The organism is Acidovorax sp. HDW3 (assembly GCF_011303755.1).
Classification (GTDB): Bacteria; Pseudomonadota; Gammaproteobacteria; order Burkholderiales; family Burkholderiaceae_C; genus Paenacidovorax.
Window position 1 is genome coordinate 2,729,162 of the sequence record NZ_CP049885.1, and the last position, 25,839, is coordinate 2,755,000.

22 protein-coding genes and 2 rRNA genes (1 of these 24 running past the window's edge) are annotated in these 25,839 nt (G+C 67.0%); 15 read left to right on the forward strand and 9 right to left on the reverse strand.

All coding sequences use genetic code 11. The features are described from left to right. Window positions 1-12 precede the first annotated feature (12 nt). A complete protein-coding gene (locus G7045_RS12610) occupies window positions 13-507 on the reverse strand; it encodes a general secretion pathway protein C (RefSeq protein WP_166159946.1) in 495 nt (164 codons plus the stop codon). 23 nt (window positions 508-530) lie between these two features. On the opposite strand from G7045_RS12610, the gene gspG reads away from it, so the two are divergent. From gspG to G7045_RS12660, 10 genes are read left to right on the forward strand one after another with little or no spacing between them, the layout of a single operon-like run. Then, window positions 531-1,034, forward strand: coding sequence for a type II secretion system major pseudopilin GspG (gspG, locus tag G7045_RS12615; RefSeq protein ID WP_166159947.1), 504 nt, complete (start codon window positions 531-533; stop codon window positions 1,032-1,034). Beyond that, the gene (locus G7045_RS12620; RefSeq protein ID WP_240919223.1) at window positions 1,031-1,474 is read left to right on the forward strand and encodes a prepilin-type N-terminal cleavage/methylation domain-containing protein; all 444 of its coding nucleotides are present in this window, start codon (window positions 1,031-1,033) and stop codon (window positions 1,472-1,474) included. The genes gspG and G7045_RS12620 overlap by 4 nt, the downstream gene beginning before the upstream one ends. Continuing rightward, the gene (gspI, locus tag G7045_RS12625; protein ID WP_166159948.1) at window positions 1,471-1,830 is read left to right on the forward strand and encodes a type II secretion system minor pseudopilin GspI; all 360 of its coding nucleotides are present in this window, start codon (window positions 1,471-1,473) and stop codon (window positions 1,828-1,830) included. The genes G7045_RS12620 and gspI overlap by 4 nt, the downstream gene beginning before the upstream one ends. Beyond that, window positions 1,830-2,537 carry a prepilin-type N-terminal cleavage/methylation domain-containing protein gene (locus tag G7045_RS12630; RefSeq protein ID WP_166159949.1) on the forward strand — a complete coding sequence of 236 codons (708 nt, stop codon included), beginning with the start codon at window positions 1,830-1,832 and terminating at the stop codon, window positions 2,535-2,537. Before gspI ends, G7045_RS12630 begins: the two co-directional genes overlap by 1 nt. Next, window positions 2,534-3,544 carry a type II secretion system minor pseudopilin GspK gene (gspK, locus tag G7045_RS12635; protein WP_166159950.1) on the forward strand — a complete coding sequence of 337 codons (1,011 nt, stop codon included), beginning with the start codon at window positions 2,534-2,536 and terminating at the stop codon, window positions 3,542-3,544. Before G7045_RS12630 ends, gspK begins: the two co-directional genes overlap by 4 nt. An 18-nt stretch (window positions 3,545-3,562) precedes the next feature. Next, window positions 3,563-4,801 (forward strand): type II secretion system protein GspL, encoded by a 1,239-nt coding sequence (gspL, locus tag G7045_RS12640; RefSeq protein WP_166159951.1) that lies wholly within the window; start codon window positions 3,563-3,565, stop codon window positions 4,799-4,801. Continuing rightward, on the forward strand, window positions 4,798-5,340 hold the full coding sequence (gspM, locus tag G7045_RS12645; protein ID WP_166159952.1) for a type II secretion system protein GspM: 543 nt from the start codon (window positions 4,798-4,800) through the stop codon (window positions 5,338-5,340). Before gspL ends, gspM begins: the two co-directional genes overlap by 4 nt. Window positions 5,341-5,375: 35 nt before the next feature. Beyond that, complete coding sequence (gspN, locus tag G7045_RS12650; protein ID WP_166160461.1) at window positions 5,376-6,224, forward strand: type II secretion system protein N; 849 nt, start codon at window positions 5,376-5,378, stop codon at window positions 6,222-6,224. 5 nt (window positions 6,225-6,229) lie between these two features. Next, a complete protein-coding gene (gspD, locus tag G7045_RS12655; RefSeq protein ID WP_205737195.1) occupies window positions 6,230-8,809 on the forward strand; it encodes a type II secretion system secretin GspD in 2,580 nt (859 codons plus the stop codon). A gap of 16 nt (window positions 8,810-8,825) precedes the next feature. Then, window positions 8,826-10,223 (forward strand): GspE/PulE family protein, encoded by a 1,398-nt coding sequence (locus tag G7045_RS12660; RefSeq protein ID WP_166159954.1) that lies wholly within the window; start codon window positions 8,826-8,828, stop codon window positions 10,221-10,223. On the opposite strand, the gene G7045_RS12665 is transcribed toward G7045_RS12660, so the two are convergent. Next, window positions 10,220-10,729 carry a CZB domain-containing protein gene (locus tag G7045_RS12665; RefSeq protein WP_166159955.1) on the reverse strand — a complete coding sequence of 170 codons (510 nt, stop codon included), beginning with the start codon at window positions 10,727-10,729 and terminating at the stop codon, window positions 10,220-10,222. The two genes, G7045_RS12660 and G7045_RS12665, sit on opposite strands and share 4 nt — an antisense overlap. A 169-nt stretch (window positions 10,730-10,898) precedes the next feature. Here G7045_RS12665 and gspF point away from each other — a divergent pair, with 169 nt between their 5' ends. After that, complete coding sequence (gene gspF / locus G7045_RS12670; protein ID WP_166159956.1) at window positions 10,899-12,128, forward strand: type II secretion system inner membrane protein GspF; 1,230 nt, start codon at window positions 10,899-10,901, stop codon at window positions 12,126-12,128. 3 nt (window positions 12,129-12,131) lie between these two features. Then, entirely contained in the window at window positions 12,132-13,034 is a 903-nt protein-coding gene (locus G7045_RS12675; protein WP_166159957.1) for a 5'-nucleotidase, read from the forward strand. A gap of 13 nt (window positions 13,035-13,047) precedes the next feature. Here the strand turns inward: G7045_RS12675 and G7045_RS12680 are convergent, their stop codons facing one another. The 3 genes from G7045_RS12680 to G7045_RS12690 all read right to left on the reverse strand — a co-directional run bounded on the left by G7045_RS12680 (window position 13,048) and on the right by G7045_RS12690 (window position 16,448). After that, window positions 13,048-13,485: a hypothetical protein gene (locus G7045_RS12680; RefSeq protein WP_166159958.1), complete on the reverse strand. Its 438-nt coding sequence runs from the start codon at window positions 13,483-13,485 to the stop codon at window positions 13,048-13,050. A gap of 147 nt (window positions 13,486-13,632) precedes the next feature. Further along, window positions 13,633-14,118: a DUF1854 domain-containing protein gene (locus G7045_RS12685; RefSeq protein WP_166159959.1), complete on the reverse strand. Its 486-nt coding sequence runs from the start codon at window positions 14,116-14,118 to the stop codon at window positions 13,633-13,635. A 5-nt stretch (window positions 14,119-14,123) separates the two neighbouring features. Beyond that, window positions 14,124-16,448, reverse strand: coding sequence for an ABC transporter ATP-binding protein (locus G7045_RS12690; RefSeq protein WP_166159960.1), 2,325 nt, complete (start codon window positions 16,446-16,448; stop codon window positions 14,124-14,126). 195 nt (window positions 16,449-16,643) lie between these two features. On the opposite strand from G7045_RS12690, the gene cphA (G7045_RS12695) reads away from it, so the two are divergent. The 3 genes from cphA (G7045_RS12695) to G7045_RS12705 all read left to right on the forward strand — a co-directional run bounded on the left by cphA (G7045_RS12695) (window position 16,644) and on the right by G7045_RS12705 (window position 21,949). Continuing rightward, on the forward strand, window positions 16,644-18,818 hold the full coding sequence (cphA, locus tag G7045_RS12695) for a cyanophycin synthetase (protein ID WP_166159961.1): 2,175 nt from the start codon (window positions 16,644-16,646) through the stop codon (window positions 18,816-18,818). A gap of 72 nt (window positions 18,819-18,890) precedes the next feature. Further along, window positions 18,891-21,464 carry a cyanophycin synthetase gene (gene cphA, locus G7045_RS12700; protein WP_166159962.1) on the forward strand — a complete coding sequence of 858 codons (2,574 nt, stop codon included), beginning with the start codon at window positions 18,891-18,893 and terminating at the stop codon, window positions 21,462-21,464. Continuing rightward, window positions 21,464-21,949 carry a CreA family protein gene (locus G7045_RS12705; RefSeq protein ID WP_166159963.1) on the forward strand — a complete coding sequence of 162 codons (486 nt, stop codon included), beginning with the start codon at window positions 21,464-21,466 and terminating at the stop codon, window positions 21,947-21,949. The genes cphA (G7045_RS12700) and G7045_RS12705 overlap by 1 nt, the downstream gene beginning before the upstream one ends. 72 nt (window positions 21,950-22,021) lie before the next feature. Here G7045_RS12705 and G7045_RS12710 read toward each other — a convergent pair whose 3' ends face one another. The 4 genes from G7045_RS12710 to G7045_RS12725 all read right to left on the reverse strand — a co-directional run. Beyond that, on the reverse strand, window positions 22,022-22,705 hold the full coding sequence (locus G7045_RS12710) for a DsbA family oxidoreductase (protein ID WP_166159964.1): 684 nt from the start codon (window positions 22,703-22,705) through the stop codon (window positions 22,022-22,024). Between the two features lie 175 nt (window positions 22,706-22,880). After that, entirely contained in the window at window positions 22,881-23,549 is a 669-nt protein-coding gene (locus G7045_RS12715; RefSeq protein WP_166159965.1) for a MarC family protein, read from the reverse strand. Between the two features lie 89 nt (window positions 23,550-23,638). Next, a 5S ribosomal RNA gene (gene rrf, locus G7045_RS12720) occupies window positions 23,639-23,751 on the reverse strand. Between the two features lie 112 nt (window positions 23,752-23,863). After that, window positions 23,864-25,839, reverse strand: a 23S ribosomal RNA gene (locus G7045_RS12725); it runs 900 nt beyond the window's last position.

Below are 25,839 nucleotides of genomic sequence, written 5' to 3' on the forward strand. Positions count from 1 at the left end.
GGCGTAAAGAATTTACTGCGGCTGCACGCCACCAGGCGGCAGCGGGATCGCCAGGGTCACGGTGCTGGCCGCGCCCGGCGCCGGCCCGAGGTGCGCCTCGCGCCCGGTGACGTTTTGCAGCACCAGGCCGGCCTCCACCGTGGCGCCGACGCGAAACGGCTTGGCCGGCAGGCCGTCGATGGAGATCAGCGCCGCGCCGCCACCGCTTTCACGCCCGGCAAGCAGGCCCACCAGGGCCATGCGCCCCTGCACCGGCGCTGCCGCCTGCGCCCCCGGTGGTGGCGCCGGCACCATGCCCAGCAGGCGCCCCAGGGCCAGGGCGTCGGGGGTGCTGGCCACTGGCGCTGGCGCCAGCGCGGCCCCGGGCAGGGGCTTGTCGAATAGGCGCAAACCCCAATAGACCACACTACCCCCCGCAAGCGCCCACAGCGCAAAGGTGGCAAGGCGCGCGCCCCAGGGCGCAGGAGTTGCAACAGCAGATTTTTTGGAGCGGGATGCGGTGGCCATGGCGCGATTATGATTGACCGGCTATGCCTATCCCACCCCATTTCACCCCCACGTTCGCCCCCACGTCCCTGGCCCGCCACGTCCATCGCGTGCGCCAGGCCCGCAGCCTGCGCCAGCGTCTGGCGGCGGGCTTTACCCTGATCGAGCTGATGGTGGTGCTGGTCATCATCGGCGTGCTGGCGGCACTCATCGTGCCCAACGTGCTCGACCGCGCCGACGACGCCCGCGTGACCGCCGCGCGCACCGACATCACCAACGTCATGCAGGCGCTCAAGCTCTACCGCCTGGACAACCAACGCTACCCCACGGCCGAGCAGGGCCTGCAGGCGCTGGTGGTCAAGCCCACCAGCGGCCCCATCCCGGGCAACTGGAAGCCCTATCTTGAAAAACTGCCCAACGATCCCTGGGGCCGCCCCTACCAGTACCTGAACCCCGGCATCAAGGGCCCGATCGACGTCATGTCCTTCGGCGCCGACGGCCAATCGGGTGGCGAAGGCAAGGACGCCGACATCGGCAGCTGGCAGTGAGCCCGCACGCCCCGCTGCAGCGGGGCTTTACCCTTTTGGAGCTGCTGGTCGTGGTCGCCATCATGGCGATTGCCACCGCCGGCGTCAGTCTGAGCCTGCGCGATGGCGCCAGCACGCGCCTGGAGCGCGAGGGCGAGCGTCTGGCAGCCCTGCTCGAAGCGGCACGCGCGCAGTCGCGCGCCAGTGGCGTGCCCGTGCGCTGGCGCCTGCAGGGCAACGGCTTTCGCTTCGAGGGCCTGCCGCCCGAGCAGCTGCCCAGCGCCTGGCTCGACAGCGCCACCACCGCCCAAACCGCACCGGGTCAGGGGGAGTTGCTGCTCGGGCCCGAGCCCCTGATCCCGCCACAGCAGGTGCTGCTGTCGCTGGCCGACCAGCCCGAACGCCGGCTGCAAGTGGCCACCGACGGCCTGCACCCCTTCACCGTCGAGGCCGCGCCATGACGCGGCAAGCGGGCTTTACCCTGGTCGAGGTCATGGTGGCGCTGGCCATCACGGCCATTGCCCTGCTCGCCGGCCTGCAGGCGACGAGCGCGCTCACACACAACGCCGCACGCCAAAGCGAGGTGCTGCTGGCCCAGTCCTGCGCCGACAACGCCCTGGTCGGCCTGCGCCTGCTGCGCCAGCTGCCTGCCGTGGGCGACAGCAGCAGCCGCTGCGAGCAGGCGGGCGCGGTGTTTGACCTGCAGCTGCACGTGCGCCCCACGCCCAACCCCATGTTCCGCCGCGTCGATGCCCAGGTCTTCAACGCCGAGGGCTACGCCGTGCTGCGCGTCTCCACCATCCAGGGGCGCAACTGATGCGTTCACGCCCACACCCACGCCTGCTGCGGGCACATGGCTTCACCCTGATCGAACTGATGACGGCGATTGCCATCATGGCGCTGCTGGCCGTGCTCAGCTGGCGCGGCCTCGACGGCATGGTGCGCGCGCAGGAACAAACACGCAGCCGCGCCGACGCCCACCTGACGCTGCAAACCACCCTGGCGCAATGGAGCGCCGACCTCGATGCGCTGCAGCCGCTCGAACACACCAGCACCCTGGACTGGGACGGCCAGGTGCTGCGCCTGACGCGCCGCTCCAGCGCCTACCCCGACCCGGGCGCGCTCGTGGTTGCCTGGACGCGGCGCAACGTGGACGGCGTGGACATGTGGCTGCGCTGGCAATCGCCGCCGCTGCGCACGCGCACGCAGTGGCACCAAGCCTGGCAAAGCGCAGCGCAATGGGCACGCAACCCCGGGGCCGAGGCGCGCAAACAAGAAGTTGCCCTGCTGCCCCTGCAAGCGTGGCGCCTGCTGTACTACCGGGGCGGCGCCTGGACGAACCCGCAATCGAGCGCCAGCAATAGCGGCGCCAACGGCACCAACAACCCTGGCACCGCCCTGTCCACGCGCAGCAGCATTCCGGAGGGCATACGCCTGGAGCTGACGCTGGCGCCGGGCCAGGCCACGGCCGGCCTGCTCACGCGCGACTGGTTCAACCCCGTCAGCCCCCGGAGCGTGCCATGACGGGCCTGCGCCAAAGGGGCGCCGCGCTGCTCGCGGCCATGCTCACCGTCACCCTGGTGGCGTCTTTTGCCGCCGCTACGCTGTGGCAGCAGTGGCGTGCCGTCGAGGTCGAAACCGCCGAGCGCGCACGCGTGCAAGCGGGCTGGATTTTGCTCGGCGCACTCGACTGGTCGCGCCTGATCCTGGTCGAAGATGGCCGCGCCAGCGGTACCGACCACCTGGACGAACCCTGGGCCGTGCCGCTCGAAGAAGCGCGCCTGTCCACCTTCCTCGCCGCCGAGAAAAACACCGTGCAGGTGGACGACGCCAGCGTGGACACCACCGACGCCTTTCTCTCCGGTCAGATCGTCGATCTGCAAGCGCGCCTGAACCTGCGCAACCTGCTGCCGAGCGAAGCCCAGTCCAAAGTGGCCAAACGCCAGTTTGAACGCTTGTTCGAGCGCCTGGGCCTCTCGCCCGCCGAGCTGACGCTGCTGGTCGAGGGCCTGCGCCGCGCCCAGCAAGGCAGCGAGCAAGATGCGCCGCTGCTGCCCGCCAGCGCCGAGCAGCTGGGCTGGCTGGGCCTGTCGCCCACCACCGTGGCGCTGCTGGCGCCGCATGTGGCCATGCTGCCCAAGGCGATGCCGGTAAACGTCAACACCGCCAGCGTCGATGTGCTCTGGGCCGCCATCGACGGCCTGGACCAGGCCGGCGCCATGAAGCTGGTGCAGACACGCGGCGCGCGCTACTTTCGCTCCATCGACGAGGTCAAACAGGCCCTGGGCAACGACGTCAACCTGCCCGACGGCAACGTCCTGAGCGTAGGCAGCAGCTTTTTCGAGGTGCGCGGGCGCCTGCGCCTGGGCAGCACCACGGTGGAAGAACGCTCCCAGGTCGAGCGCTACATGGGCCAAGTGTACGTACTGTGGCGCCAGCGCAGCGCCCTGCCCCCACCGGCGCAGCTAAACGCCCAAATGGGGCCCGATTCCCGCCCTTCACCGGTCAAATCGCTCTCGGTGCTCCCCTAGAATCGCCCGCACACTGCCATGAGCACCCTCATCCTCACCCTGCCCCTGACCCCGCCCGGGCCGCACAGCCCCTTCGGCTACCTGGTCAGCCCCGATGGCCACCAGATCGAGCGCCAGGGCCAGGCCGCGCCCGCGCTGCTGCCGCCGCAAGGCCGCGCCGGCGAAACCGTGGCCGTGGTGCCCGTGCGCGCTCTGTCCTGGCTGCGCGTGGCCCTGCCGCAGAACCTGCCCCTGAACAACGCCCCGCGCCTGCGCGCCGTGCTCGACGGCCTGCTCGAAGACCGCCTGCTCGACGACCCGGCGCAGCTGCACTTTGCCCTGCAGCCGGGCGCACGCGCCGGCGAGAGCGCCTGGGTTGCGGTGTGCAGCCGCGCCTGGCTGCTGCAGTGCCTGCAGCAGCTCGAAGCCGCAGGCCGCCCGGTGGCGCGCATCGTGCCCGAATTCGCCCCCCTGGCCGCCAGCGCCGAATACTTTGCCCTGGGCAGCCCTGGCGACGCCCAGCTGCTCGCCACCAGCCAGGGCGAGGAGCAGGCCCTGGCGCTGTTGCCCCTGGCCGCCGCACCCGCCCTCCTGGCCGAAGTGCCCAGCCAGAACGAAGACAGCCCCACGCTGCAGGCCGACCCGGCAGTGGCCGAACTGGTCGAGGATTTGCTCGGGCGCCCGGTGCAAATCGTCACCGCCGCCGAACGCGCCCTGCGCGCCGCGCGCAGCGACTGGGATCTGGCACAGCTGGACCTGGCCAGCCATGGCCGCACGCGCCTGCTGCGCAAGGCCGGCAGCGCCGCCGGCGCCTTGCTGCGCGCGCCGCAGTGGCGCGCCGCCCGCTGGGGCGCTGCCCTGCTGCTGGGCGCGCACCTGCTGGGCCTGAACGCCTGGGCCTGGCAAGAGCGCCAGGCGCTCGCCGCCAAGCAAGCGCAGGTGCGCAGCCTGCTCAAGCAAACCTTTCCCCAGATTCAGGTAGTGGTCGATGCCCCGGTGCAAATGCAGCGCGAGCTGGCACAGCTGCGCCAGGGCGCGGGCGGCATCTCCGAGCACGACCTGGAACCGCTGCTGGCCACCACCGGCCAGGCGCTGCAGGGCATTGCCGGCGCCAGCCTGCCGCAAGCCATCGACTACCAAAACGGCGAACTGCGCCTGCGCGGCCTGGACGTGACCGGCGAGCTCAGCGCCACCTTGCGCGAACGCCTGGCCGGCAGTGGCTACCAGGCGCAGGCGAGCGACAGCGCCCTGACCATTCGCCCGGAGGCCCAGCCATGAGCACCCCCCGCCCCGCCGCCTGGCTGGCGCTGCAAGCGCGCTGGAGCAAGCTCGCCGCCCGCGAGCAAAACCTGCTGCTCGGCGCCTGCGCCGTCCTGGCACTGGCCCTGCTGTGGTGGCTGGCGCTGGCGCCGGCCCTGGCGACGCTGCGCAGCGCCCCGGCACGCCACGCCGAGCTCGACAGCGCGCTGCAGCAGATGCTGGCCCTGCAGCAAGAGGCGCAGCAGCTGCAAAACGCCCCCCAGCTGCGCACCGCCGACGCCCGCCGCAGCCTGCAAAACGCCCTGGCGCAGCAGCTTGGCGAGAGCGCCAAAATCCAATTCAGCGGCGACAGGGCCACCGTCACCATCAAAGACGCCAACGCCAGCGCCCTGGCGCAGTGGCTGGTTCTGGCGCGCAACAACGCCCACGCCGCCACGCAAGAAGCGCACCTGGCGCGCGCTGGCGACGCCCCCACGCAACGCACCAGCACGGCCGAGGAGCCGCGCTGGAGCGGCTCCCTGGTGCTGACCCTGCCCAGCGCGGACAAGGCCCGCTGATGGGCAGCACCACGCCCGTCCAGCGCCCCCCTGCCATGGCAGGCACGCCAGCGCGTGCGCGCTCGGCCACCCGTGCCGCCTCCTCACGTTCGCGCCGGCCACCGCCGCCGCCACGCGCACCCAAGGGCTGGGCGCTGGCCGGGCTGGCGCTGGGCCTGCTCGCGGCGCTGGTGTTTTTTGCCCCGGCGCAGTGGCTCGCTGGCACCCTGGCACAGGCCAGCGGCCAGCAGCTGGTGCTGGCGCAGGCGCGCGGCACCGTCTGGAGCGGCTCGGCCCAGCTGGTGCTCAGCGGCGGTGCACAAAGCCAGGACCGCGCCGCCCTGCCCGGGCGCGTGCAGTGGCAGCTGCGCCCGCGCTGGTGGGGCCTGAGCCTGCTGCTGCAGGCTGACTGCTGCACCAGCAGCCCGCTGCGCATGGCGCTGGCGCCGCGCTGGGGCGGGGCCCGCGTCGTCATCGGTAACAGCCAAAGCCAATGGCCGGCCCAGGTGCTCAGCGGCCTGGGCACGCCCTGGAACACGCTGCAGCCACAGGGCCGCCTGGCGCTGCAAACGCAGGGCGTGAGCCTGGAATGGGCGCAGGGCCGGATGCAGCTCGAGGGCCAGCTGCAGCTCGATGCGCTGGCCATGTCCTCGCGCCTGTCGAGCCTGCGCCCCATGGGCAGCTACCGCCTGCTGCTCGCCGGCAGCAGCGCCAGCGCGCCCAGCCTGACGCTGCAAACCATCGAAGGCCACCTGCGGCTCAGCGGCAGCGGCCAGTGGGTGGGCTCGCGCCTGCATTTCACCGGCGAAGCCAGCGCCGCGCCCGACGACGAGGCGCAGCTGTCGAACCTGCTCAACATCATCGGGCGCCGCTCCGGCCCCCGCTCCGTTATTTCTCTGGGTTGACTGATATGAACTCCAAGACCCCGCGCCTCTTTCAGTTTGCTCTTAATTCGATAGCTGCTTGCGCTTTACTGGCAAGCGCTAGCGGCCAAATTCATGCCCAAACGGCAATCAGCCCCGGCCAGACCAGCGTACGCGCGGGCGAGCCGGTGACGCTGAACTTTGCCGGTGCCGACATCGAGGCCGTGGCGCGCACCATGGCCACCATCACCGGGCGCAACGTGGTTGTCGATCCACGCGTCAAGGGCCAGCTCAACCTGGTAACCGATCGCCCGGTGGCGCCGGCGGCCGCGTTCGACCAGTTCCTGGCAGCGCTGCGGCTGCAGGGCTTTACGGTGGTCGAGGCTGCCGGCCTGTACAAGGTCGTGCCCGAGGCCGACGCCAAGCTGCAGGCGGGCAGCGTCGGCGTCACCCAGGGCGGGGGCAGCGCCGGCGTGCCGCACGGCGGGCAGATCGTGACGCAGATTTTCAAGCTCAACTTTGAGAACGCGAACAACCTGGTGCCGGTGCTGCGCCCGCTCATCAGCCCGAACAACACCATCAACGTCAACCCCGGCAACAACTCGCTGGTCATCACCGACTACGCCGACAACCTGCAGCGCATGGCACGCATCATTGCCGCCATGGACGTGGCCAACGCCACCGATGTTGAGATCATTCCACTGCAATACGCCCTCGCTGGCGACCTGGTGCCGCTGCTCACGCGCCTGATCGATGGCGGCAGCAACGGCGGCGCCGGCGCCCCGCAGGGCCAGGCCGACACATCTTTCAAGACCGCGCTGCTGGCCGAGCCGCGCAGCAACTCCATCGTCGTGCGTGCGGCCAACCCGGCGCGCGTGGCGCAGATCCGCTCCCTGGTGGCCAAGCTCGACCACCCCGCCGCCCCCGGCAGCGGCGCCGCCACCGGCAACATCCACGTCGTGTACCTGAAAAATGCCGATGCCACCAAGCTCGCCGTGACGCTGCGCGCTGCCATGGCAAGCATGGGCGGCGTGGCCGCTGCCGGCGGCGGTGGGGGCAGCAGCGGCGGCGCACCCAGCACCGGCCTGACGCCCACGAGCGCCAGCACCACCGGCGCCAGCTCCGGCCTGGCGGGCAGCAGCGCGGGGGGCAACGGCGCCGGCCTGGGCGCGGGCGCGAGCCTGTCGGGCGGCAACAGCAACCAACCCTCCACCGGCGGCCTGATCCAGGCCGATCCGACGACGAACTCGCTCATCATCACCGCCCCCGAGCCGCTGTACCGCCAGCTGCGCGCTGTCATCGACAAGCTCGATGGCCGCCGCGCCCAGGTGCTGGTCGAGAGCCTGATCGTCGAAGTCACCGCCAGCAAGCTGGCCGAATTCGGCATCCAGTGGCAGGGCGTGATGGGCAAGAACGGCGACGGCGTGGTCGGCGCCATCGGCAACAACTCCAGCATTGCCGGCGGCAACATCATCAACCTCACTGCCGGGCTGGCACAAGGCGGCACAGAAGCGGCGAAGGCCGCAGGCAGCCTGGGCAAGGGCCTGAACCTGGCGCTGGCACCGCGCGTCGCTGGGCAGTATTACCTGGGGGCGCTGGCCAACTTCCTGCAAAACAGCGGCGACGCCAACGTGCTCTCGACCCCCAACCTGATGACGCTGGACAACGAGGAGGCGAAGATCGTCATCGGCGACAACGTGCCCTTCGTCACCGGCTCCTACGCCAACACCGGCGGCAGCAGCGGCGCCGTCAACCCGTTCACCACCGTCGAGCGCAAGGACGTGGGCCTGATGCTCAAGGTGCGCCCGCAGATCAACGAGAACGGCACCGTCAAACTGGCGATCTACCAGGAGATCTCCAAGGTCGATTCCTCCACCCTGAAGGACCCCAACGGCCCGACCACGAGCAAGCGCTCGGTCGAGTCCAACGTGCTGGTCGATGACGGCAGCATCATCGTCATCGGCGGCCTGCTCGAAGACCAATACGCCCAGGCCGAGGACAAAGTGCCGGTGATGGGCGACCTCCCACTGGTGGGCAATCTATTTCGCAGTGAAAGCCGCGCACGCAAGAAAACCAATCTGATGATTTTCCTGCGCCCCACCGTGGTGCGCGACGCGGCCACCAGCGACGCCCTGATGACCGACCGCTACGACGCCATCCGCGCCGTGCAGCAAGGCGCGCAGCCCGAATCGAGCCTGCTGCTGCGCACCGTGAACAACGCCCCGGTGCTGGCACCGCTGCCCGCACGCCCGGCCCCAGCCGCGCCCGCCGAAACCGCGCCCGCATTGGCCCCGGCCCCCGAAGCCACCGCCACGCCTGCGGCCACGCCCGTGATTCAAACCCCGGCGCCCACACCGCAACCTGCGCCAGCCCCCACCGCTGCCGCTGCCGACGATGGCCGCTATTTCGTCAACGTCGGCATGTTTGCCAACGCACGCAACGCCCGGGCCACGCAGGCACAGCTGCGCCAAGCGGGGCTGCCGGTGGTCACGCAGTCCATCAGCACCAACCGGGGCCCGCGCGTGCGCGTGCGCGTCGGCCCCTACAGCAGCAACGAAGGCGCCGACACCGCCGCTGCCCGTGTGCGCGCCCTGGACATGGACGCCAAAGTGATCCGCCAGGAATAAGGACAAAGGCCCGAGGATGCGCTACCCCCTGCCCTACGCCTTTGCCCGCAGCGCCCAGCTGCTGCTCGAAGACGACGGCCAGCAGCCCGTGCTTTGGCACGCGCCGCAGCCCGGCGCCCAGCTGCTGCAGGCACTCTCCGAAGTGCAACGCAAGTACAACGTGCGCCAATTTGCCACGCTGGCGCCGGCGCAGCTGGCGCAGCGCATCAGCGCCGCTTATTCCCAAGGGGAATCGAGCGCGGCCTCGGTGGTGAGCGAGGTCGAGGAAGAGGCCGATCTCTCGCGCATGATGCAGGAGCTGCCCGCTGTCGAGGATTTGCTCGAAAACGCCGACGACGCGCCCATCATCCGTATGCTCAACGCCCTGCTAACGCAGGCCGCGCGCGACGGCGCCAGCGACATCCACATCGAGCCCTACGAGCGCCATTCGAGCGTGCGCTTTCGCGTCGATGGCAGCCTGCGCGAGATCGTGCAGCCCAACCGCGCGCTGCACGCGGCGCTGATCTCGCGCCTGAAGATCATGGCCGACCTCGACATTGCCGAAAAACGCCTGCCGCAGGACGGGCGCATCAGCCTGCGCCTGGGCACCAAGGCCATCGACGTGCGCGTCTCCACCCTGCCCAGCGCCCACGGTGAGCGCGCCGTGCTGCGCCTTTTGGACAAGAGCGAGAGCAAACTCACGCTCGAATCGGTGGGGATGCAGGGCCAGACCCTGGAGCGCTTTGAGGGCCTGATTGCGCAGCCGCACGGCATCATCTTGGTGACGGGCCCGACCGGCTCAGGCAAGACGACCACGCTTTACGCCGCACTCTCGCGCCTGGACGCCTCGCAGGGCAACATCATGACGGTGGAAGACCCCATCGAATACGAGCTGCCGGGCGTGGGCCAGACGCAGGTCAACGCCAAGATCGACCTGACCTTTGCCAAGGCGCTGCGCGCCATCCTGCGCCAGGACCCGGACGTGATCATGATCGGCGAGATCCGCGACTTTGAAACCGCGCAGATTGCCATCCAGGCCTCGCTCACCGGCCACCTGGTGCTCGCCACACTGCACACCAACGACGCCACCAGCGCCATCACGCGCCTGACCGACATGGGGGTTGAGCCATTTTTGCTCAGCTCGTCGCTGCTGGGCGTGCTGGCGCAGCGCCTGGTGCGCAAATACTGCCGCCACTGCGAAGGCAGCGGCTGCGAACACTGCGGCCACACCGGCTACGCCGGGCGCACCGGCGTCTTCGAGCTGCTGACGGTGGATGACACCATCCGCGCGCGCATCCACAACCAGGCGCCCGAGGCCGACATCCGCGCCCAAGCGCAGCAAGGCGGCATGGTGCTGATGCGCCAGGACGCAGAGCGCCTGATCGCCACCGGCATCACCAGCCGCGAAGAAGTGCTGCGCGTAACGCGCGATTAGGAAGACGGCGAGGCCTGGCGGCGCCGGCTCGCCGCCAGGCCGCGCTGGAGCTCGCGCAGCAGCAGCACCACCTGGCGCGAGGCGTGCTGGCAGCCATTGAACGCCTGCTCCGCGCGCTGCGCCTCGCCCGCCTCGGCGTGCAAGATCATGAGCGCAGCCTGTTGGTGAAAATAGCGGTGGCGGCGCAGCAGCATGTCGTAGGCCGGGAAATGGCCCAGCGCCATGCGCCCGCTGTCTTGCAGCCACTGGCCCAGCTCAGAGCTTTCGGCCTCACGCACCACCTCGGGGCGCAGGCGCTCGTCGCGCGCGCCCTGCAGCACCTGCGCCAGCCAGGGCAGCCAGCGCGCATGGCTCTGGATGGCTTCTTCAATATCAAATTCGGCCATGACGCGTACGGCCTCGTCGTCGAGCAGCACCAACTCGCTGGCCTGGCTGTCGGGCAGCGAGGTCCAGTCATCCGTCACCGGCTTGCCCTGGGGCTGAAACAGGCGGCTGAAGAATCCCATGATTTTTCCTTCCTGCACTGGCCATTCGTTAAACGGCATCAATGAAACCAGCGCAATTGATAGGGCTGCATTATGTAAGCATTTACCCGCATAGTGCGTCGCTGCGGCGACGGGCGTTGCGAAGCCGCTACCATGGTGCCCGCTTTTGCCCTTCTTCACCACCTGCCGAATGCCCGCGTTTTCCTTTGAAGCCCTCGATGCCCAGGGCCAGCCCCGCAAGGGCACCATAGAAGCCGACACCGCCCGCTCCGCACGCAGCATGTTGCGCGCCCAGGCCCTGGTGCCGCTGCATGTCGAATCCGTCAGCCCGGGGCAGGACGAGGAGGCCGGCCCCGGCTGGAGCCAGCGCCTGTTCTCGCGCCCGGTGTTCAACAGCACCACGCTGGCGGTGTGGACGCGCCAGCTCGCTGGCCTTGTGGCCTCCAGCCTGCCGCTCGAGCGCGCCCTCACGGCCCTGGCCGACGAATCGGAAGATGAACGCCAGCACCACCTGATCGCAGCGCTGCGCGCCGAGGTCAACGCCGGCGCCAGCTTTGCCCGCGCGCTGGGCCAGCATCCGCGCGAGTTCTCCGAGATTTATTGCGCCGTCATCGGCGCTGGCGAGGCCAGCGGCAGCCTGGGCCTGGTGCTCGAGCGCCTGGCCGATGACCTGGAGGAGCGCCAGCAGCTGCGCGCCAAGCTCGTGGGCGCCGCGCTCTACCCGGCCATCGTCACGCTGGTGGCCATTGCCATCGTGCTTTTTCTGGTGGCCTACGTCGTGCCGCAGGTGGCGGGGGTGTTTGCCGGCACCAAGCGCGCGCTGCCGTTTCTCACCACCGTCATGCTGGCCGTGAGCGACGCCGTGCGCGCGCAGGGCTGGCTGATGCTGCTCACTCTTATTTTGATAGCTGCTGGCGCACGCCTGGCGCTGGCGCAAGAGCATATTCGGCAAAAATTCGACGCCGCCTGGCTGCAGCTGCCACTGGTGGGCCGGCTGGCGCGCGGCTACAACGCGGCGCGTTTTGCCAGCACCCTGGCCATGCTCGCGGGCGCGGGCGTGCCCATCCTCAAGGCGCTGCAGGCCGCCGCCGACACCCTGGGCAACCGCGCCATGCGCGCCGACGCCCAGGATGCGCTGGTGCTGGTGCGCGAGGGCGCGCCGCTGGCCTCGGCACTGGCGCAGAAAAAGCGCTTTCCCGGCCTGGTGGCCATGTTTGCGCGCCTGGGCGAGCAAACCGGCCAGCTGCCGGTGATGCTGCAGCGCGCGGCCAACCAGCTCAGCGCCGAGGTGCAGCGGCGCGCCCTGCACCTGGCAACCCTGCTGGAGCCGCTGCTCATCGTCGGCATGGGACTGATGGTGATGCTCATCGTGCTGGCGGTGCTGCTGCCCATCATCCAGCTGAACCAACTCATCAAATAAACCATGGCCCTGACCCTGGACGACAAGCTCGTTGTTGCCATCTCCTCGCGCGCCCTGTTCGACTTCGAGGAGGAAAACCGCGTCTTCGAGCAGGACGACGACCGCGCCTACGTGCAGCTGCAGCGCCAGCGCCTGGATCAGCCCGCACGGCCGGGGGTGGCGTTCTCTTTGGTAAAAAAACTGCTGGCTTTCAACCAGGAGGGGCAGCAGTGTGTGGAGGTGGTGCTGCTCTCGCGCAACGACCCGGTGAGCGGAATGCGCGTCTTCCGTTCCTGCCGCGCCCACGGCCTAGAGAGCGTGCAGCGCGGCGTTTTCACCCAGGGGCGCGATCCGTTTCACTACCTGCGCGCGCTCGGGGCGCATCTGTTTCTCTCGGCCAACGGCGCCGACGTGCGCGCCGCGCTGCACCTGGGCTACCCGGCGGCGCGCGTGCTGACCGAATCGGTGCAGGCCGGCAGCGCCTACCCGCACGAGGTGCGCATCGCCTTCGACGGCGACGCCGTGCTGTTCTCCGACGAGGCCGAGCAGGTGTACCAGCGCGAGGGCCTGGCCGCCTTCCAGCAGCACGAACGCGACAAGGCCGCCCAGCCTCTGCCCGACGGCCCGTTCAAACCCCTGCTGGCGGCCCTGCACCGGCTGCAGCAGGCCGGCAGCGGCGCCATGCGCCTGCGCACCGCGCTGGTGACGGCGCGCAGCGCGCCGGCGCACGAGCGCGCCATTCAGACGCTGCTGAACTGGAACATTGCGGTGGACGAGGCGATGTTTCTCGGCGGCCTGGAAAAAGGCCCGTTCCTGCGCGAATTCGAGCCCGACTTTTTCTTTGACGACCAGACGGGCCACGTCGCCTCGGCAGCGCGCCACGTGCCCGCTGGCCATGTGAGCAGCGGCGTCGCCAACCCCGCCTGAGCCCGAGGGGGGGTTACACCCCGCCGCTGCGCTTGACCTTGGGGTCGGCGTAGGTGGGGGATTCCTGCGGTGGGTTTTGCGCCATGCGCTCTTGCTGGCCGGCCTTGGTGACGGCATCGGCCATATCGACGGCCATGGTGCTGGCGCGCCACATGGACTGAACCAACTCCACCAATTGCTTGTACAGCGGCTCCTTGGGCGGTTCTTCGGCTTTTTTCGCCTCTTTGGCTTTTTCGGGCTCGGGCAGCGTCCAGTCGCGGTTGGCCTGGTCGATGTTCGAGGGCTTGTCCGGTTCGCGCACGATGGCCCCCTGGCCCAGCCGGTCGCTCGATTCGACCGGATTGGGCGCATGAACGGGGCGCACGGGCACCGCACCGGAGGCGCCGGTGGAATACAAATCGGCGCCCTGAGGACGCCATTGCGGCGATCGATCAACAGGTGGCAGTTGCATGGCAGTGGCCCTGGGTAACGGTGAAACACTGGGGTGGTACTCCACCCCTCTCGTGCTTCATTTCGGCAAACAACAGGGGAAATTAAGCCCTTTTTGACCGATTGCAGCCAAAAAGGCGTCAAACCCAGGCCCAGAGCGCGTCAGCTGCTACAAAAATCTCTCTAAAAGCTTACGTGAATGTCTGTCCAGGCGCTGCGTATCGCGGATGCGGTACTGCACGCCGTCGGCACTGGCGATCAGGAGGTGGGTGCGCCCGGCCAGGCGGCGGATGTCCTCCTCGGCCTTGAGCTGCAGCCGCGCCGGGCCCCGGTCGGTCTGCAGCTGCCATTGGCTGGGCATGGAGAAGCTCGACACGCTCAGAATCTGCTCGATCTCGGGCACGAACTCGCGCACCGCCAGGTCTTCCTCGATCAGCGCACGCACGGCGGCAGGCAGGGCGTTCAAGTGCTCTATCCACAGCAGCTCGTGGCCGTCGCTGCCGACCAGCGACAGCCCCTCTTGCGGCGCGGCAATGGGAAAGGCGCGCACCGGCGTCACGCCGGCATGGCGGCTGCCATCGGCCAGCGTCAGCTCCAGGCGGCCCTGGGGATTGCGTTGCAGGCGCAGGCCGGCGCCAAAGTCAAAAGAGGTCATGGGCGTTACTTTCCTGCGGGGTGGCTGCTGTGCAGCAGGCTGCTGTCGATCACCAGCCCGGCGGCCTGGGCGTCTTCTTCGGCGCGGCGTGCCTGGGCTTCGTACAGGCGCCAGTAGGCGCCCTGTTGCGCCATCAAATCGTCGTGCGGGCCGACTTCGACGATCTCGCCCCGGTCCATGACGACCAGGCGGTCGGCCTTGCGCAGCGTCGAGAGGCGGTGCGCAATCGCAATCGTGGTGCGTCCCTTGACGAGGTTGTCCAGCGCTTTTTGGATTTCCTTTTCCGTCTCGGTGTCCACCGCCGAAGTGGCCTCGTCCAGAATCAAAATGCGCGGGTCGATCAACAGGGCGCGGGCGATGCTGATGCGCTGGCGCTCGCCGCCCGACAGGCCCTGGCCGCGCTCACCCACCAGGCTGTCGTAGCCGTGGGGCAGGCGCAGAATGAATTCGTGCGCGTGCGCGGCGCGGGCGGCGGCGACGATTTCTTCGCGCGTGGCGTCGGGTCTTCCGTAGGCAATGTTCTCGGCAATCGTGCCGAAGAACAAAAACGGCTCTTGCAGCACCAGGCCGATGTGGCGGCGAAAATCACTCACCGCCATGCGGCGAATGTCCACGCCATCGACCAAGATGGCGCCGTCGGCCACGTCGTAGAAGCGGCTAATGAGGTTCACCAGCGTGCTCTTGCCCGAGCCGCTGTGGCCCACCAGACCAATCATCTCGCCGGGGCGGATGGTGAGCGACAGGTCTTTGACCACCACGCGGCTGCCGTAGCGAAAGCCGACGTTGCGCATCTCGATTGCGCCTTGCACCTTGTCCACGCGCACCGGGTTGACGGGGTCGGGCACGTTGCTGACGTGGTCGAGGATGTCAAAAATGCGCTTGGCGCCGGCGGCGGCTTTTTGCGTCACGCTGACGATGCGGCTCATGGAGTCCAGCCGCGTGTAAAAGCGCCCGATGTAGGCAATGAAGGCGGCGAGCACACCAACGGTGATCTGGTTTTGCGCCACCAGCCAGATGCCAAAGCCCCAGACCACCAGCAGGCCGATTTCGGTCATCAGCGACACCGTGGGGGCAAACACGCTCCAGGTTTTGTTCAGGCGGTCGTTGACCTCCAGGTTGTGCACGTTGGCGGCGCGAAAGCGCTCGGCCTCGCGCTTTTCCTGCGCAAAGGCTTTGACCACGCGGATGCCGGGAATGGTGTCGGCCAGCACGTTGGTGACTTCGCTCCAGACGCGGTCGATGCGCTCAAAGCCGGTGCGCAGCTTCTCGCGCACGGTGTGGATCAGCCAGGCGATGAAGGGCAGCGGCACGAGCGTGACCAGCGCCAGCCAGGGGTTGATGGAAAACAAAATCGCCGCCGTCATGCAGATCATGAGCACGTCGGTAGCGAAGTCGAGCGCGTTGAGCGACAAAAAGACGTTGATGCGGTCGGTCTCGGAGCCGATGCGCGCCATCAAGTCGCCCGTGCGCTTGCTGCCAAAGTAATCGAGCGACAGGCGCAGCAGGTGTTCGTAGGTGGTGGTGCGCAGATCTGCGCCGATGCGCTCGGACACCAGCGCCAGGATGTAGGTGCGCGCCCAGCCCAAGCCCCAGGCAAAAATCGCCGCCAGCAGCAGCCCGAACAGGTACAGGCCGGCCTGGGCAAAGTCGATGGCTTTGCCGCTTTGGTAGGGGATGAGGATTTCGTCCATGAGCGGGATCGTCATGTACGGCGGCACCAGCGAGGCGGCGGTGGAGGCCAGCGTCAGGCCAAAACCGGCGGCCAGCTGCTTTTTGTAAGGCCGGGCAAAGCGCCACAGGCGCAGCAGCACCCAGGTGGAGGTTTGCGGCGCCTGTTGGCGCGCGCAGGCCGGGCATTCGTCGCTGTCGGGCGGCAGCGGGGTCTGGCAGGCCGCGCAGGTCGGGGCCAGGGCCTCGTCTTGCAGCGCGGCCACGGCGCTGGTGCCGCTGGCCAGGCGCTGCGCCTGCTGCTGCTCAAAGCGCTGCAGCAGGCGCAGCGCCTGGGCCTGCGCCCCCAGGGTGAAATACCAAACCGCCAGGCGCTGCTGGGCGTCGTGCAGCTCCAGCTGGCCGACGCCGCCGTGGTCGAGCAGGCGCAGCTGCAGGCCGGGCGCCAGCGCCCAGGATTGCCAGGCATCGGCTGCTGGCGGGCGCGCCCACAGGCGGCCTTCGGTCAGCGCCAGCAGACCGCTGCCAAAGCGCAGATCGGCGCCCAGGTCAACCGCCAAAGCGGCCTGCACGTTTTCATGGGGGGCGAGCTGGGCTCGCAAGTCGGCCCCCAAAGGGCCTTGAAGAACAGTGAAGGCGTCTGGTAATGAGTGATGTTGCATGGTGTCGGGGGGCTCGCGTCAGCGGTGGTCACGAACGGCGGCCGGGGCAATTGTCAATCAAGCACAGACCCGGCCAAGGCTGACGGTTTTTATCCTTAACGCAAGCGGCGGCGCCGGCGCTGACAGCCGCGCAAACCGGCGCTGGCAAGCGCACAATCTGCACTCTCGAAATCCCCACTTTTCCCATCCCCTTCCATGGCGACATTCAAAGACATCCAACTGCTGCGCACCACCTATCTGCGTGGCCCCAACATCTGGACCTACCGCCCAATCCTCGAAGTGTGGCTGGACCTGGGGGAGCTCGAACAACACCCCTCGCACCAGCTGCCGGGCTTCAACCAGCGCCTGACGGCCTGGCTGCCGGCGCTGGTCGAGCACCACTGCGGCGTGGGCGAGCGCGGCGGCTTCATCCAGCGCCTGGAGGGCGGCACCTGGATGGGCCACGTGCTCGAACACATCATCATCGAGCTGCTCAATCTCGCCGGGATGCCCGCCGAGTTCGGCCAGACGCGCGAGACCTCGCGCAGCGGCATCTACCGCATGGTGTTTCGCTGCCCCGAGGAGACCGTGGCGCGCGTGGCGCTGGCGCAGGGCCACGCGCTCATCATGGCGGCCATCAACGACCAGCCGTTTGACCTCAAGGGCGCGATCCAGGCGATCAAGACCGCCATCAACGACCGTTACCTCGGCCCCTCGACCGGCTGCATCGTCGATGCCGCCAGCCAGCGGCGCATCCCACACATTCGCCTCAACGACGGCAACCTGGTGCAGCTCGGTTACGGCGCGGCGCAGCGGCGCATCTGGACGGCCGAGAGCGACCAGACCAGCGCCATTGCCGAGGGCATTGCGCAAGACAAGGACTTCACCAAGCGCCTGCTGGCCGCCTGCGGCGTGCCCGTGCCAGAAGGCCAGGTGGTGGCCAGCGCCGACGAGGCCTGGGAAGTGGCGCAGGACATCGGAGCGCCCGTCACCGTCAAGCCCAGCGACGGCAACCACGCACGCGGCGTGACGCTCGAACTCACGCAAGAGGCCAACATCCGCGCCGCCTTCGCCCTGGCCGAGCCCGAGGGCTCGGAGGTGATCGTGGAAAAATTCATCCCCGGCACCGAGCACCGCCTGCTCATCGTCGGCGGCAAGCTGGTGGCCGCCACGCGCGGCGAGCCGGTGAGCGTGCACGGCAACGGCCAGGCTACGCTGGCCCAGCTCGTGGCCCAGCTCAACGAGGACCCGCGCCGGGGCCCGGAGCAGGAGTACCCGCTCGACTGGATCGACCTGGAAAAAGGCGCGGTACAGCTCGAACTCAAGCGCCAGGGCGTGACGCCCGAGAGCGTCATCCCCCAGGGCCAGAGCGTGCTGTTGCAGCGCAACGGCAACATGGCCATCGACTGCACCGACGAGGTGCACCCCGACGTTGCCTACTACGCGCAGCTGGCGGCCAAGATCGTCGGCCTGGACATCGCCGGCATGGACATGATCTTGCAGGACGTCTCGCGCCCGATGAAGGAGCAAGGCGGCGCGATTTTGGAAGTCAACGCCGGCCCCGGCCTGCTGATGCACCTCAAACCCACCAGCGGCACACCGCGCCCGGTGGGCATGGCCATTGCTGACCACCTGTTCCCGCACAGCGAAGACGGCCCGCGCGCCGGCCGCATCCCGCTCGTCGGCATTGCCGGCACGCAGGGCAACGCCTTCATCGCCCGCCTGGTGGGCTGGCTGCTGCAGCTCTCGGGCAAGCGCACCGGCGTCGCCAGCAGCGAGGGCATGTTCCTCGCCGGGCGCCAGACGCAAAAGAGCAACGCCGCGCACTGGGCCGGCGCGCACCGCCTGCTGACCAACCGCCTGGCGCAGGCCGCTGTCATCCAGACCACGGCACGCTCCATCCTGGACGAGGGCGTGGCCTACGACCGCTGCCTGGTCGGCGTGGTGACCGACATGGCCGGCTGGGAGGGCCTGGCCGACCACGACGTACTCGACGCCGCGCAGATGACGCGCGTGCTGCGCACGCAGATCGACCTGGTGCTCGACGACGGCGCCGGCGTGCTCAACGCCGACGACGCCCAGGTGGCCGACCTGGCGCGCCTGTGCGACGGCGAGGTGCTGTTCTACAGCCAGAACGCCGACAACCCGCTGATCGCCGCGCACCGCACCGAGCGCGAGGGCCGCGCCGTCTTCACGCGCCTGGGCCACGTGGTGCTGGCCACCGGCGCCAAGGAGCGCGTGCTCGGCAGCCTGGCACAGCTGAGCCTGGCGGGCGGCCAGCAGCCTGAAGTGCCGGCCCTGCTGGCCGCGATTGCCGCCGCCTGGGCCCTGGGCATTGCCCCCGACCTGATCGCCGCCGGCATCAAAACCTTTGACTACCAGACCGCCTGATACTATAAATTTGATAGCTGCTTGCGCTTGCCAGACAAGCGCTACAGCCCGATTTTGCTGAAAGAGCACGCCATGCAAATCATCCGCACCCGCGCCTTGCGCGGCCCCAACCTCTGGACCCGCAGCACCGCTGTCGAGACCATCATCGAGTGCGCCCGCACCGAACGCGACATCACCTTGCTGCCCGGCCTGGAAGAGCGCCTGCGCGCGCGCTTTCCGCGCATCGGCGCGCTGCGCCCCGAGGGTGGCGACCAACCGATCTCGCTCGCCGAAGTGCTCGAAACTGCCGCCCTGCAGCTGCAGGCGCTCGCCGGCTGCCCGGTCACCTTCAGCCGCACCCACGCCACGGTGGAAGAAGGCACCTACCAGGTCGTGGTCGAGTACACCGAAGAGGCCGTGGGCCTGCGCGCCGTGGAGCTGGCAGAGCAGCTGATCGCCGCCGCCCTGTCCGACACCCCATTTGACGCCGACGCCGCCGTCGCCGCGCTGCACGACCTTGACGAGGACGAGCGCATCGGCCCCTCCACCGGCGCCATCGTCGATGCCGCCATGGCGCGCGGCATTCCCATCAAGCGCCTGACCAGCGGCTCCCTGGTGCAGCTGGGCTGGGGCAGCCGTGCGCGGCGCATCCAGGCGGCCGAGCTGGATGTGACCAGCGCCGTGGCCGAATCCATCGCGCAGGACAAAGACCTGACCAAGCGCCTCTTGCACGCCGCCGGCGTGCCCGTGCCCATGGGCCGGCCCGTGACCAGTGCCGAAGACGCCTGGGCCGTGGCCGAGGAGGTCGGCCTGCCCGTGGTCGTCAAACCCCAGGACGGCAACCAGGGCAAGGGCGTGACGGTGAACATCACCACCCGCGAGCAACTGGAGGCAGCCTACGCCACCGCCCAGCACTACAGCGACGAGGTGATGGTCGAGCGCTTCATGCCCGGCCATGATTTCCGCCTGCTGGTGGTGGGCGACCAACTGGTGGCTGCTGCGCGGCGCGAGCCGCCGCAGGTGCTGGGCGACGGCGTGCACACCATTGCCGAGCTGGTCGATACCGTCAACCAAGACCCGCGCCGGGGCAGCGGCCACGGCACGGCGCTGACCAAGATTCGCCTCGACGACATCGCTATCGCGCGCATCGCCGCCGAGGGCTTGACGCCTGCGAGCGTGCCCGCCCAGGGCCAGCGCGTGGTGCTGCGCAACAACGCCAACCTATCCACCGGCGGCAGCGCCACCGACGTCACCGACGACGTCCACCCCGAGGTGGTGGCGCGCGCCATCGAGGCGGCCCAAACCATTGGCCTGCACATCTGCGGCGTGGACGTGATTTGCGAATCCATCCTGCGCCCGCTCGAAGAGCAAGGCGGGGGCATTTGCGAGGTCAACGCCGCGCCCGGCCTGCGGATGCACCTGGCGCCCTCGTTTGGGCGCGCGCGCAATGTGGGCGCTCCCATGGTCGATGCCATCTTCCCGCCCGGCGAAGATGGCCGCGTGCCGCTGGTGGCCGTCACCGGCACCAACGGCAAGACCACCACCACGCGCCTGATCGCGCACCTGTTCACCGCGCACGGCTGGCGCACGGCCATGACCAATACCGACGGCGTGTATGTGAACGGCCGCCAGATCGACAGCGGCGACTGCTCCGGCCCGCGCAGCGCGCGCAACGCCCTGGCCCACCCCGAAACAGACGCCGCCGTGCTCGAATGCGCACGCGGCGGCCTGCTGCGCGAGGGCCTGGGCTTTGACCGCTGCCAGGTGGCGGTGGTCACCAACGTGGGCGAGGGCGACCACCTGGGCCTGAACTTCATCACCACGGTCGAAGACGTGGCCGTCTTGAAGCGCGTCATCGTGCAAAACGTGGCCGCCAGCGGCTACGCCGTGCTCAACGCCGCCGACCCGCACTGCGCCGCCATGGCGCCGGCCTGCCCGGGCAAGGTCATCTTCTTTGCCCTCGACCGCCACCACCCGGTCATGGCCACGCACCGCGCCCAGGGCCAGCGCGTGGTCTATGTCGATGACGGCCACATCGTCGCCGCCGAAGACTCCTGGCGCGAAAAAATCGCCCTGCGCGACATCCCCCTCACACGCGGGGGCACCATCAGCTTCCAGGTGGAAAACGCCATGGCCTCGGTCGCCGCCGCCTGGGCCATTGGCCTGCCGTGGGACACCATCCGCCGGGGCCTGGCCGGTTTCGTCAACGACAGCGACAACGCCCCCGGGCGCTTCAACGTCATGGACTACCGGGGTGCGACCGTGATTGCCGACTACGGCCACAACCCCGACGCCATCCGCGCCCTGGTGCAGGCCGTCTCGGCCATGCCAGGCAAGACGCGCAGCGTCGTCATCTCGGGCGCGGGCGATCGGCGCGATGAGGACATCCGCGCCCAAACGCGCATCCTGGGCCAAGCCTTTGACGATGTGGTGCTGTACCAAGACGCGTGCCAGCGCGGTCGCGCCGACGGCGAGGTTCTCGCGCTCTTGCACAGCGGCCTGCAGGGCGCGCCGCGCACACGCTACGTGACCGAGATCCACGGCGAATTCCTGGCCATCGACCACGCTCTGGCGCGATTGCAGCCTGGCGATCTGTGCCTGGTGCTGGTCGATCAGGTGCAGGAAGCGCTGGCCCACCTGCAGCGCCGCTGCGCCGAGGCCGCCTGATGCGCGCCGCTGCCGCCAGCGTTGCCGTCGCCCTGCTGTGCGCCAGCGCCAGCACGCTGGCAGCAGGGGAAAAAGTCGGCACTGTCGATACCGCCTTTCAGTGGATAGGGCGCGACCACGACATCATCGTCGAGGCCTACGACGACCCGCAGGTCACGGGCGTGACCTGCTACGTCTCGCGCGCGCGCATCGGCGGCATCAAGGGCACGCTGGGCCTGGCCGAAGATAGGGCAGAAGCGTCGATTGCCTGCCGCCAGGTGGGCGCCATCGGCTTTCCCCAGGGGGCGCTGAAAAAGCAAGATGAGGTGTTTACCGAACGCATGAGTCTGCTGTTCAAGCGCCTGCGCGTGGTGCGCATGGTCGATGTGCAGCGCAACACGCTGGTGTACCTGACCTACTCGGACAAGCTCATTGAGGGCTCGCCGCAAAACGCCATCACCGCCGTGCCGGTGCCGGCCGAGACGCCCATTCCCCTGAAAAAATAACGCCAAATCACAAAGAAAAAGGCTGCTAGCGCTTATCCAGCAAGCGCTAGCAGCTATTTTTTTGATAGCAAATCAAGTTGCACCAGAGGCCCCGGCAGCGCGCGCAGCCTCGGCCAGCTCGTGCAGGGCCTGGGCAAAAACTTCCGGCGGGTGCCCGCCCTGGAGCATGGCACGCTCATTGAAAATGACCGAGGGCACCGAGCGGATGCCGCGCTGCTGGAACAGGTCTTCGCGCGCACGCACGGCGTTGGCAAACTCGTTGCCTTGCAGCACCGCCTGCGCGCGTGCGCCATCGAGCCCCACCGACTGCGCCACGCGCAGCAGCACGGCGTGGTCGCTGGGGTTTTGCGCCTGACTGAAGTAGGCCGCAAACAGCGCTTGCTGCAGCGCCAGCTGCGCGCCCGGCGGGCCCTCCACGCTCGCCCAGTGCAGCAGGCGGTGGGCGTCAAACGTGTTGTAGATGTGCGTACGCGCCGGGCTGAAGGCAAAGCCCAGCGCCGCGCCCCGGGCCGCAATTTGGGCGTGCATTTGCGCACTTTGCTCAGGGCTGGCGCCGTATTTTTCCTGCAAGTGCGCGTCCAGCGCCTGGCCCTCGGGCGGCATCAGCGGGTTGAGCTCAAACGGCTGCATTTGCAGCTGCACGGCAATGCCCGCCGGCAGCTGGCGCAGCGCCTGCAGCAGCGACTGCAGGCCAATGGCGCACCAGGGGCAGGAAATGTCGGAAACAAAATCAATATGTATAGCAGCGTTCGGCATGGTGCAACTCCATCCTCTCGGGCAAACCCCGATGGTAGGCCGCCAACAGCCCCCAGACAGTCCCCAAACCAATTGTTACCCGCGTGGAAAGGAGCTGCGCCGCAACCGAGACACTTGATACGCATCTGAGGAGCAAGCTGGCAGTGCAATCAACACCAGCCAACGCTACCCGCCCCTAGCGCGCGACGGCATTGAGCTCGACCCAACCCGTCCAGAGGATCTCAATGCCGATGCAAAACAGAATGAAGGCCACCAGGCGCATCATCACCAGGCTGCCCACCGGCCCCAGACGGCGCAGCAAAGCCGAGGCGTTGCGATAAATCAGGTACACCACGACCATGGTGGCCGTCGCACCGAGCAAGGCCACCACTGCCCCCAGCAGGTACAGCGCTGGTGTTTTCGGCAATTTGGCCCCCAAAGCAATCGCGGCGGCAATGGCACCCGGGCCCGTGGTCAGGGGAAAAGAGAGGGGGAAAAAACTGCGCCGAACGATTTCTTCATCCGACAAAGGCAAGGATTCGCGTGCCACAGCTGCGGTGACGTCATCCTCAGCGTTGGTATTGAGCATGCGCCACCCCGTGGCTGCCACCAACAAACCACCGCCAATACGCACAATGGGCAGGGAAATACCAAACAATTCCAGCACATAGGTGCCCACCAGCATCGACACCACCAGCACGATCCAGCCATTGATCGCCACTTGGCGCGCTAGGCGCTGCCCCACCAACGGATTGCCCCCAGCGGTCGCGGTAAAAATCGGCGCGGTACCCAAGGGGTTGATGATCGGCAACAAAGTTAGGGGCACGATCACAAAGGCCTGGAAAAAATCAATCACCGCTTGCATCGTCGCCGCTCCTTGCCAGGGTATGCAGTTACCCCAAAAAACAAAACCCCTTCATTCTTTCGAATGAAGGGGTTAGTTTGCTATTAATAGCCTGACGATGACCTACTTTCACACGGGAATCCGCACTATCATCGGCGCGAAGTCGTTTCACTGTCCTGTTCGGGATGGGAAGGAGTGGTTCCAACTTGCTATGGTCATCAGGCTTAAACTTTGAGCCATCTTGATAGTTTATCAAGACAGCGAATTCATAGAATCGAATCGGTATTTGATTGCGTCACTTGGCATAACAACCTTGACATGGACGTCAAAGTTATAGGGTCAAGCCGCACGAGCAATTAGTACTGGTTAGCTTAACGCATTACTGCGCTTCCACACCCAGCCTATCAACGTCCTGGTCTAGAACGACTCTTTAGGGGGCTCGGGGCCCCGGCAGATCTCATCTTGAAACGAGTTTCCCGCTTAGATGCTTTCAGCGGTTATCTCTTCCACACTTAGCTACCCTGCGATGCCACTGGCGTGACAACAGGTACACCAGAGGTGTGTCCACTCCGGTCCTCTCGTACTAGGAGCAGGCTTCCTCAAATCTGCAGCGCCCACGGAAGATAGGGACAAAACTGTCTCACGACGTTTTAAACCCAGCTCACGTACCTCTTTAAATGGCGAACAGCCATACCCTTGGGACCGACTACAGCCCCAGGATGAGATGAGCCGACATCGAGGTGCCAAACACCGCCGTCGATATGAACTCTTGGGCGGTATCAGCCTGTTATCCCCAGAGTACCTTTTATCCGTTGAGCGATGGCCCTTCCATACAGAACCACCGGATCACTATGTCCTGCTTTCGCATCTGCTCGACTTGTCAGTCTCGCAGTTAAGCACGCTTATGCCATTGCACTATCGTCACGATGTCCGACCGTAACTAGCGTACCTTCGAACTCCTCCGTTACGCTTTGGGAGGAGACCGCCCCAGTCAAACTGCCTACCATGCACTGTCCCCGATCCAGCTAATGGACCTGGGTTAGAACCTCAAACGCACCAGGGTGGTATTTCAACGTCGGCTCCAAGTGAACTAGCATCCACTCTTCAAAGCCTCCCACCTATCCTACACAGATCCGTTCAAAGTCCAATACAAAGCTACAGTAAAGGTTCATGGGGTCTTTCCGTCTTTCCGCGGGGAGATTGCATCATCACAAACATTTCAACTTCGCTGAGTCTGCGGAGGAGACAGTGTGGCCATCGTTACGCCATTCGTGCAGGTCGGAACTTACCCGACAAGGAATTTCGCTACCTTAGGACCGTTATAGTTACGGCCGCCGTTTACTGGGACTTCGATCAAGAGCTTGCACCCCATCAATTAATCTTCCAGCACCGGGCAGGCGTCACACCCTATACGTCCACTTTCGTGTTTGCAGAGTGCTGTGTTTTTATTAAACAGTCGCAGCCACCGATTTTTTGCAACCCTGTTCAGCTCCGTTTGTTCAACTTCACTTACTTAGGGCATACCTTCTCCCGAAGTTACGGTATCAATTTGCCGAGTTCCTTCTCCGCAGTTCTCTCAAGCGCCTTAGAATACTCATCTCGCGCACCAGTGTCGGTTTGCGGTACGGTCGTCAATAGCTGAAGCTTAGTGGCTTTTCCTGGAAGCAGGGTATCACTCACTTCGTCTGCAAGCAGACTCGTTATCACCCCTCATCTAAGCCCGGCGGATTTGCCTACCAGGCACGACTACAGGCTTGAACCAACTATTCCAACAGTTGGCTGAGCTAACCTTCTCCGTCCCCACATCGCACTATTGATCGGTACAGGAATATTGACCTGTTTCCCATCAGCTACGCATCTCTGCCTCGCCTTAGGGGCCGACTCACTCTACGCCGATGAACGTTGCGTAGAAAACCTTGCGCTTACGGCGAGGGGGCTTTTCACCCCCTTTAACGCTACTCATGTCAGCATTCGCACTTCTGATACCTCCAGCAGCCTTTACAAGCCACCTTCACAGGCCTACAGAACGCTCTCCTACCACGTGCAATAAATTGCACATCCGCAGCTTCGGTAACTGGCTTAGCCCCGTTACATCTTCCGCGCAGGACGACTCGATCAGTGAGCTATTACGCTTTCTTTAAATGATGGCTGCTTCTAAGCCAACATCCTGACTGTTTTAGCCTTCCCACTTCGTTTCCCACTTAGCCAATTTTAGGGACCTTAGCTGGCGGTCTGGGTTGTTTCCCTCTTGAGTCCGGACGTTAGCACCCGGTGCTCTGTCTCCCAAGCTGTACTCTTCGGTATTCGGAGT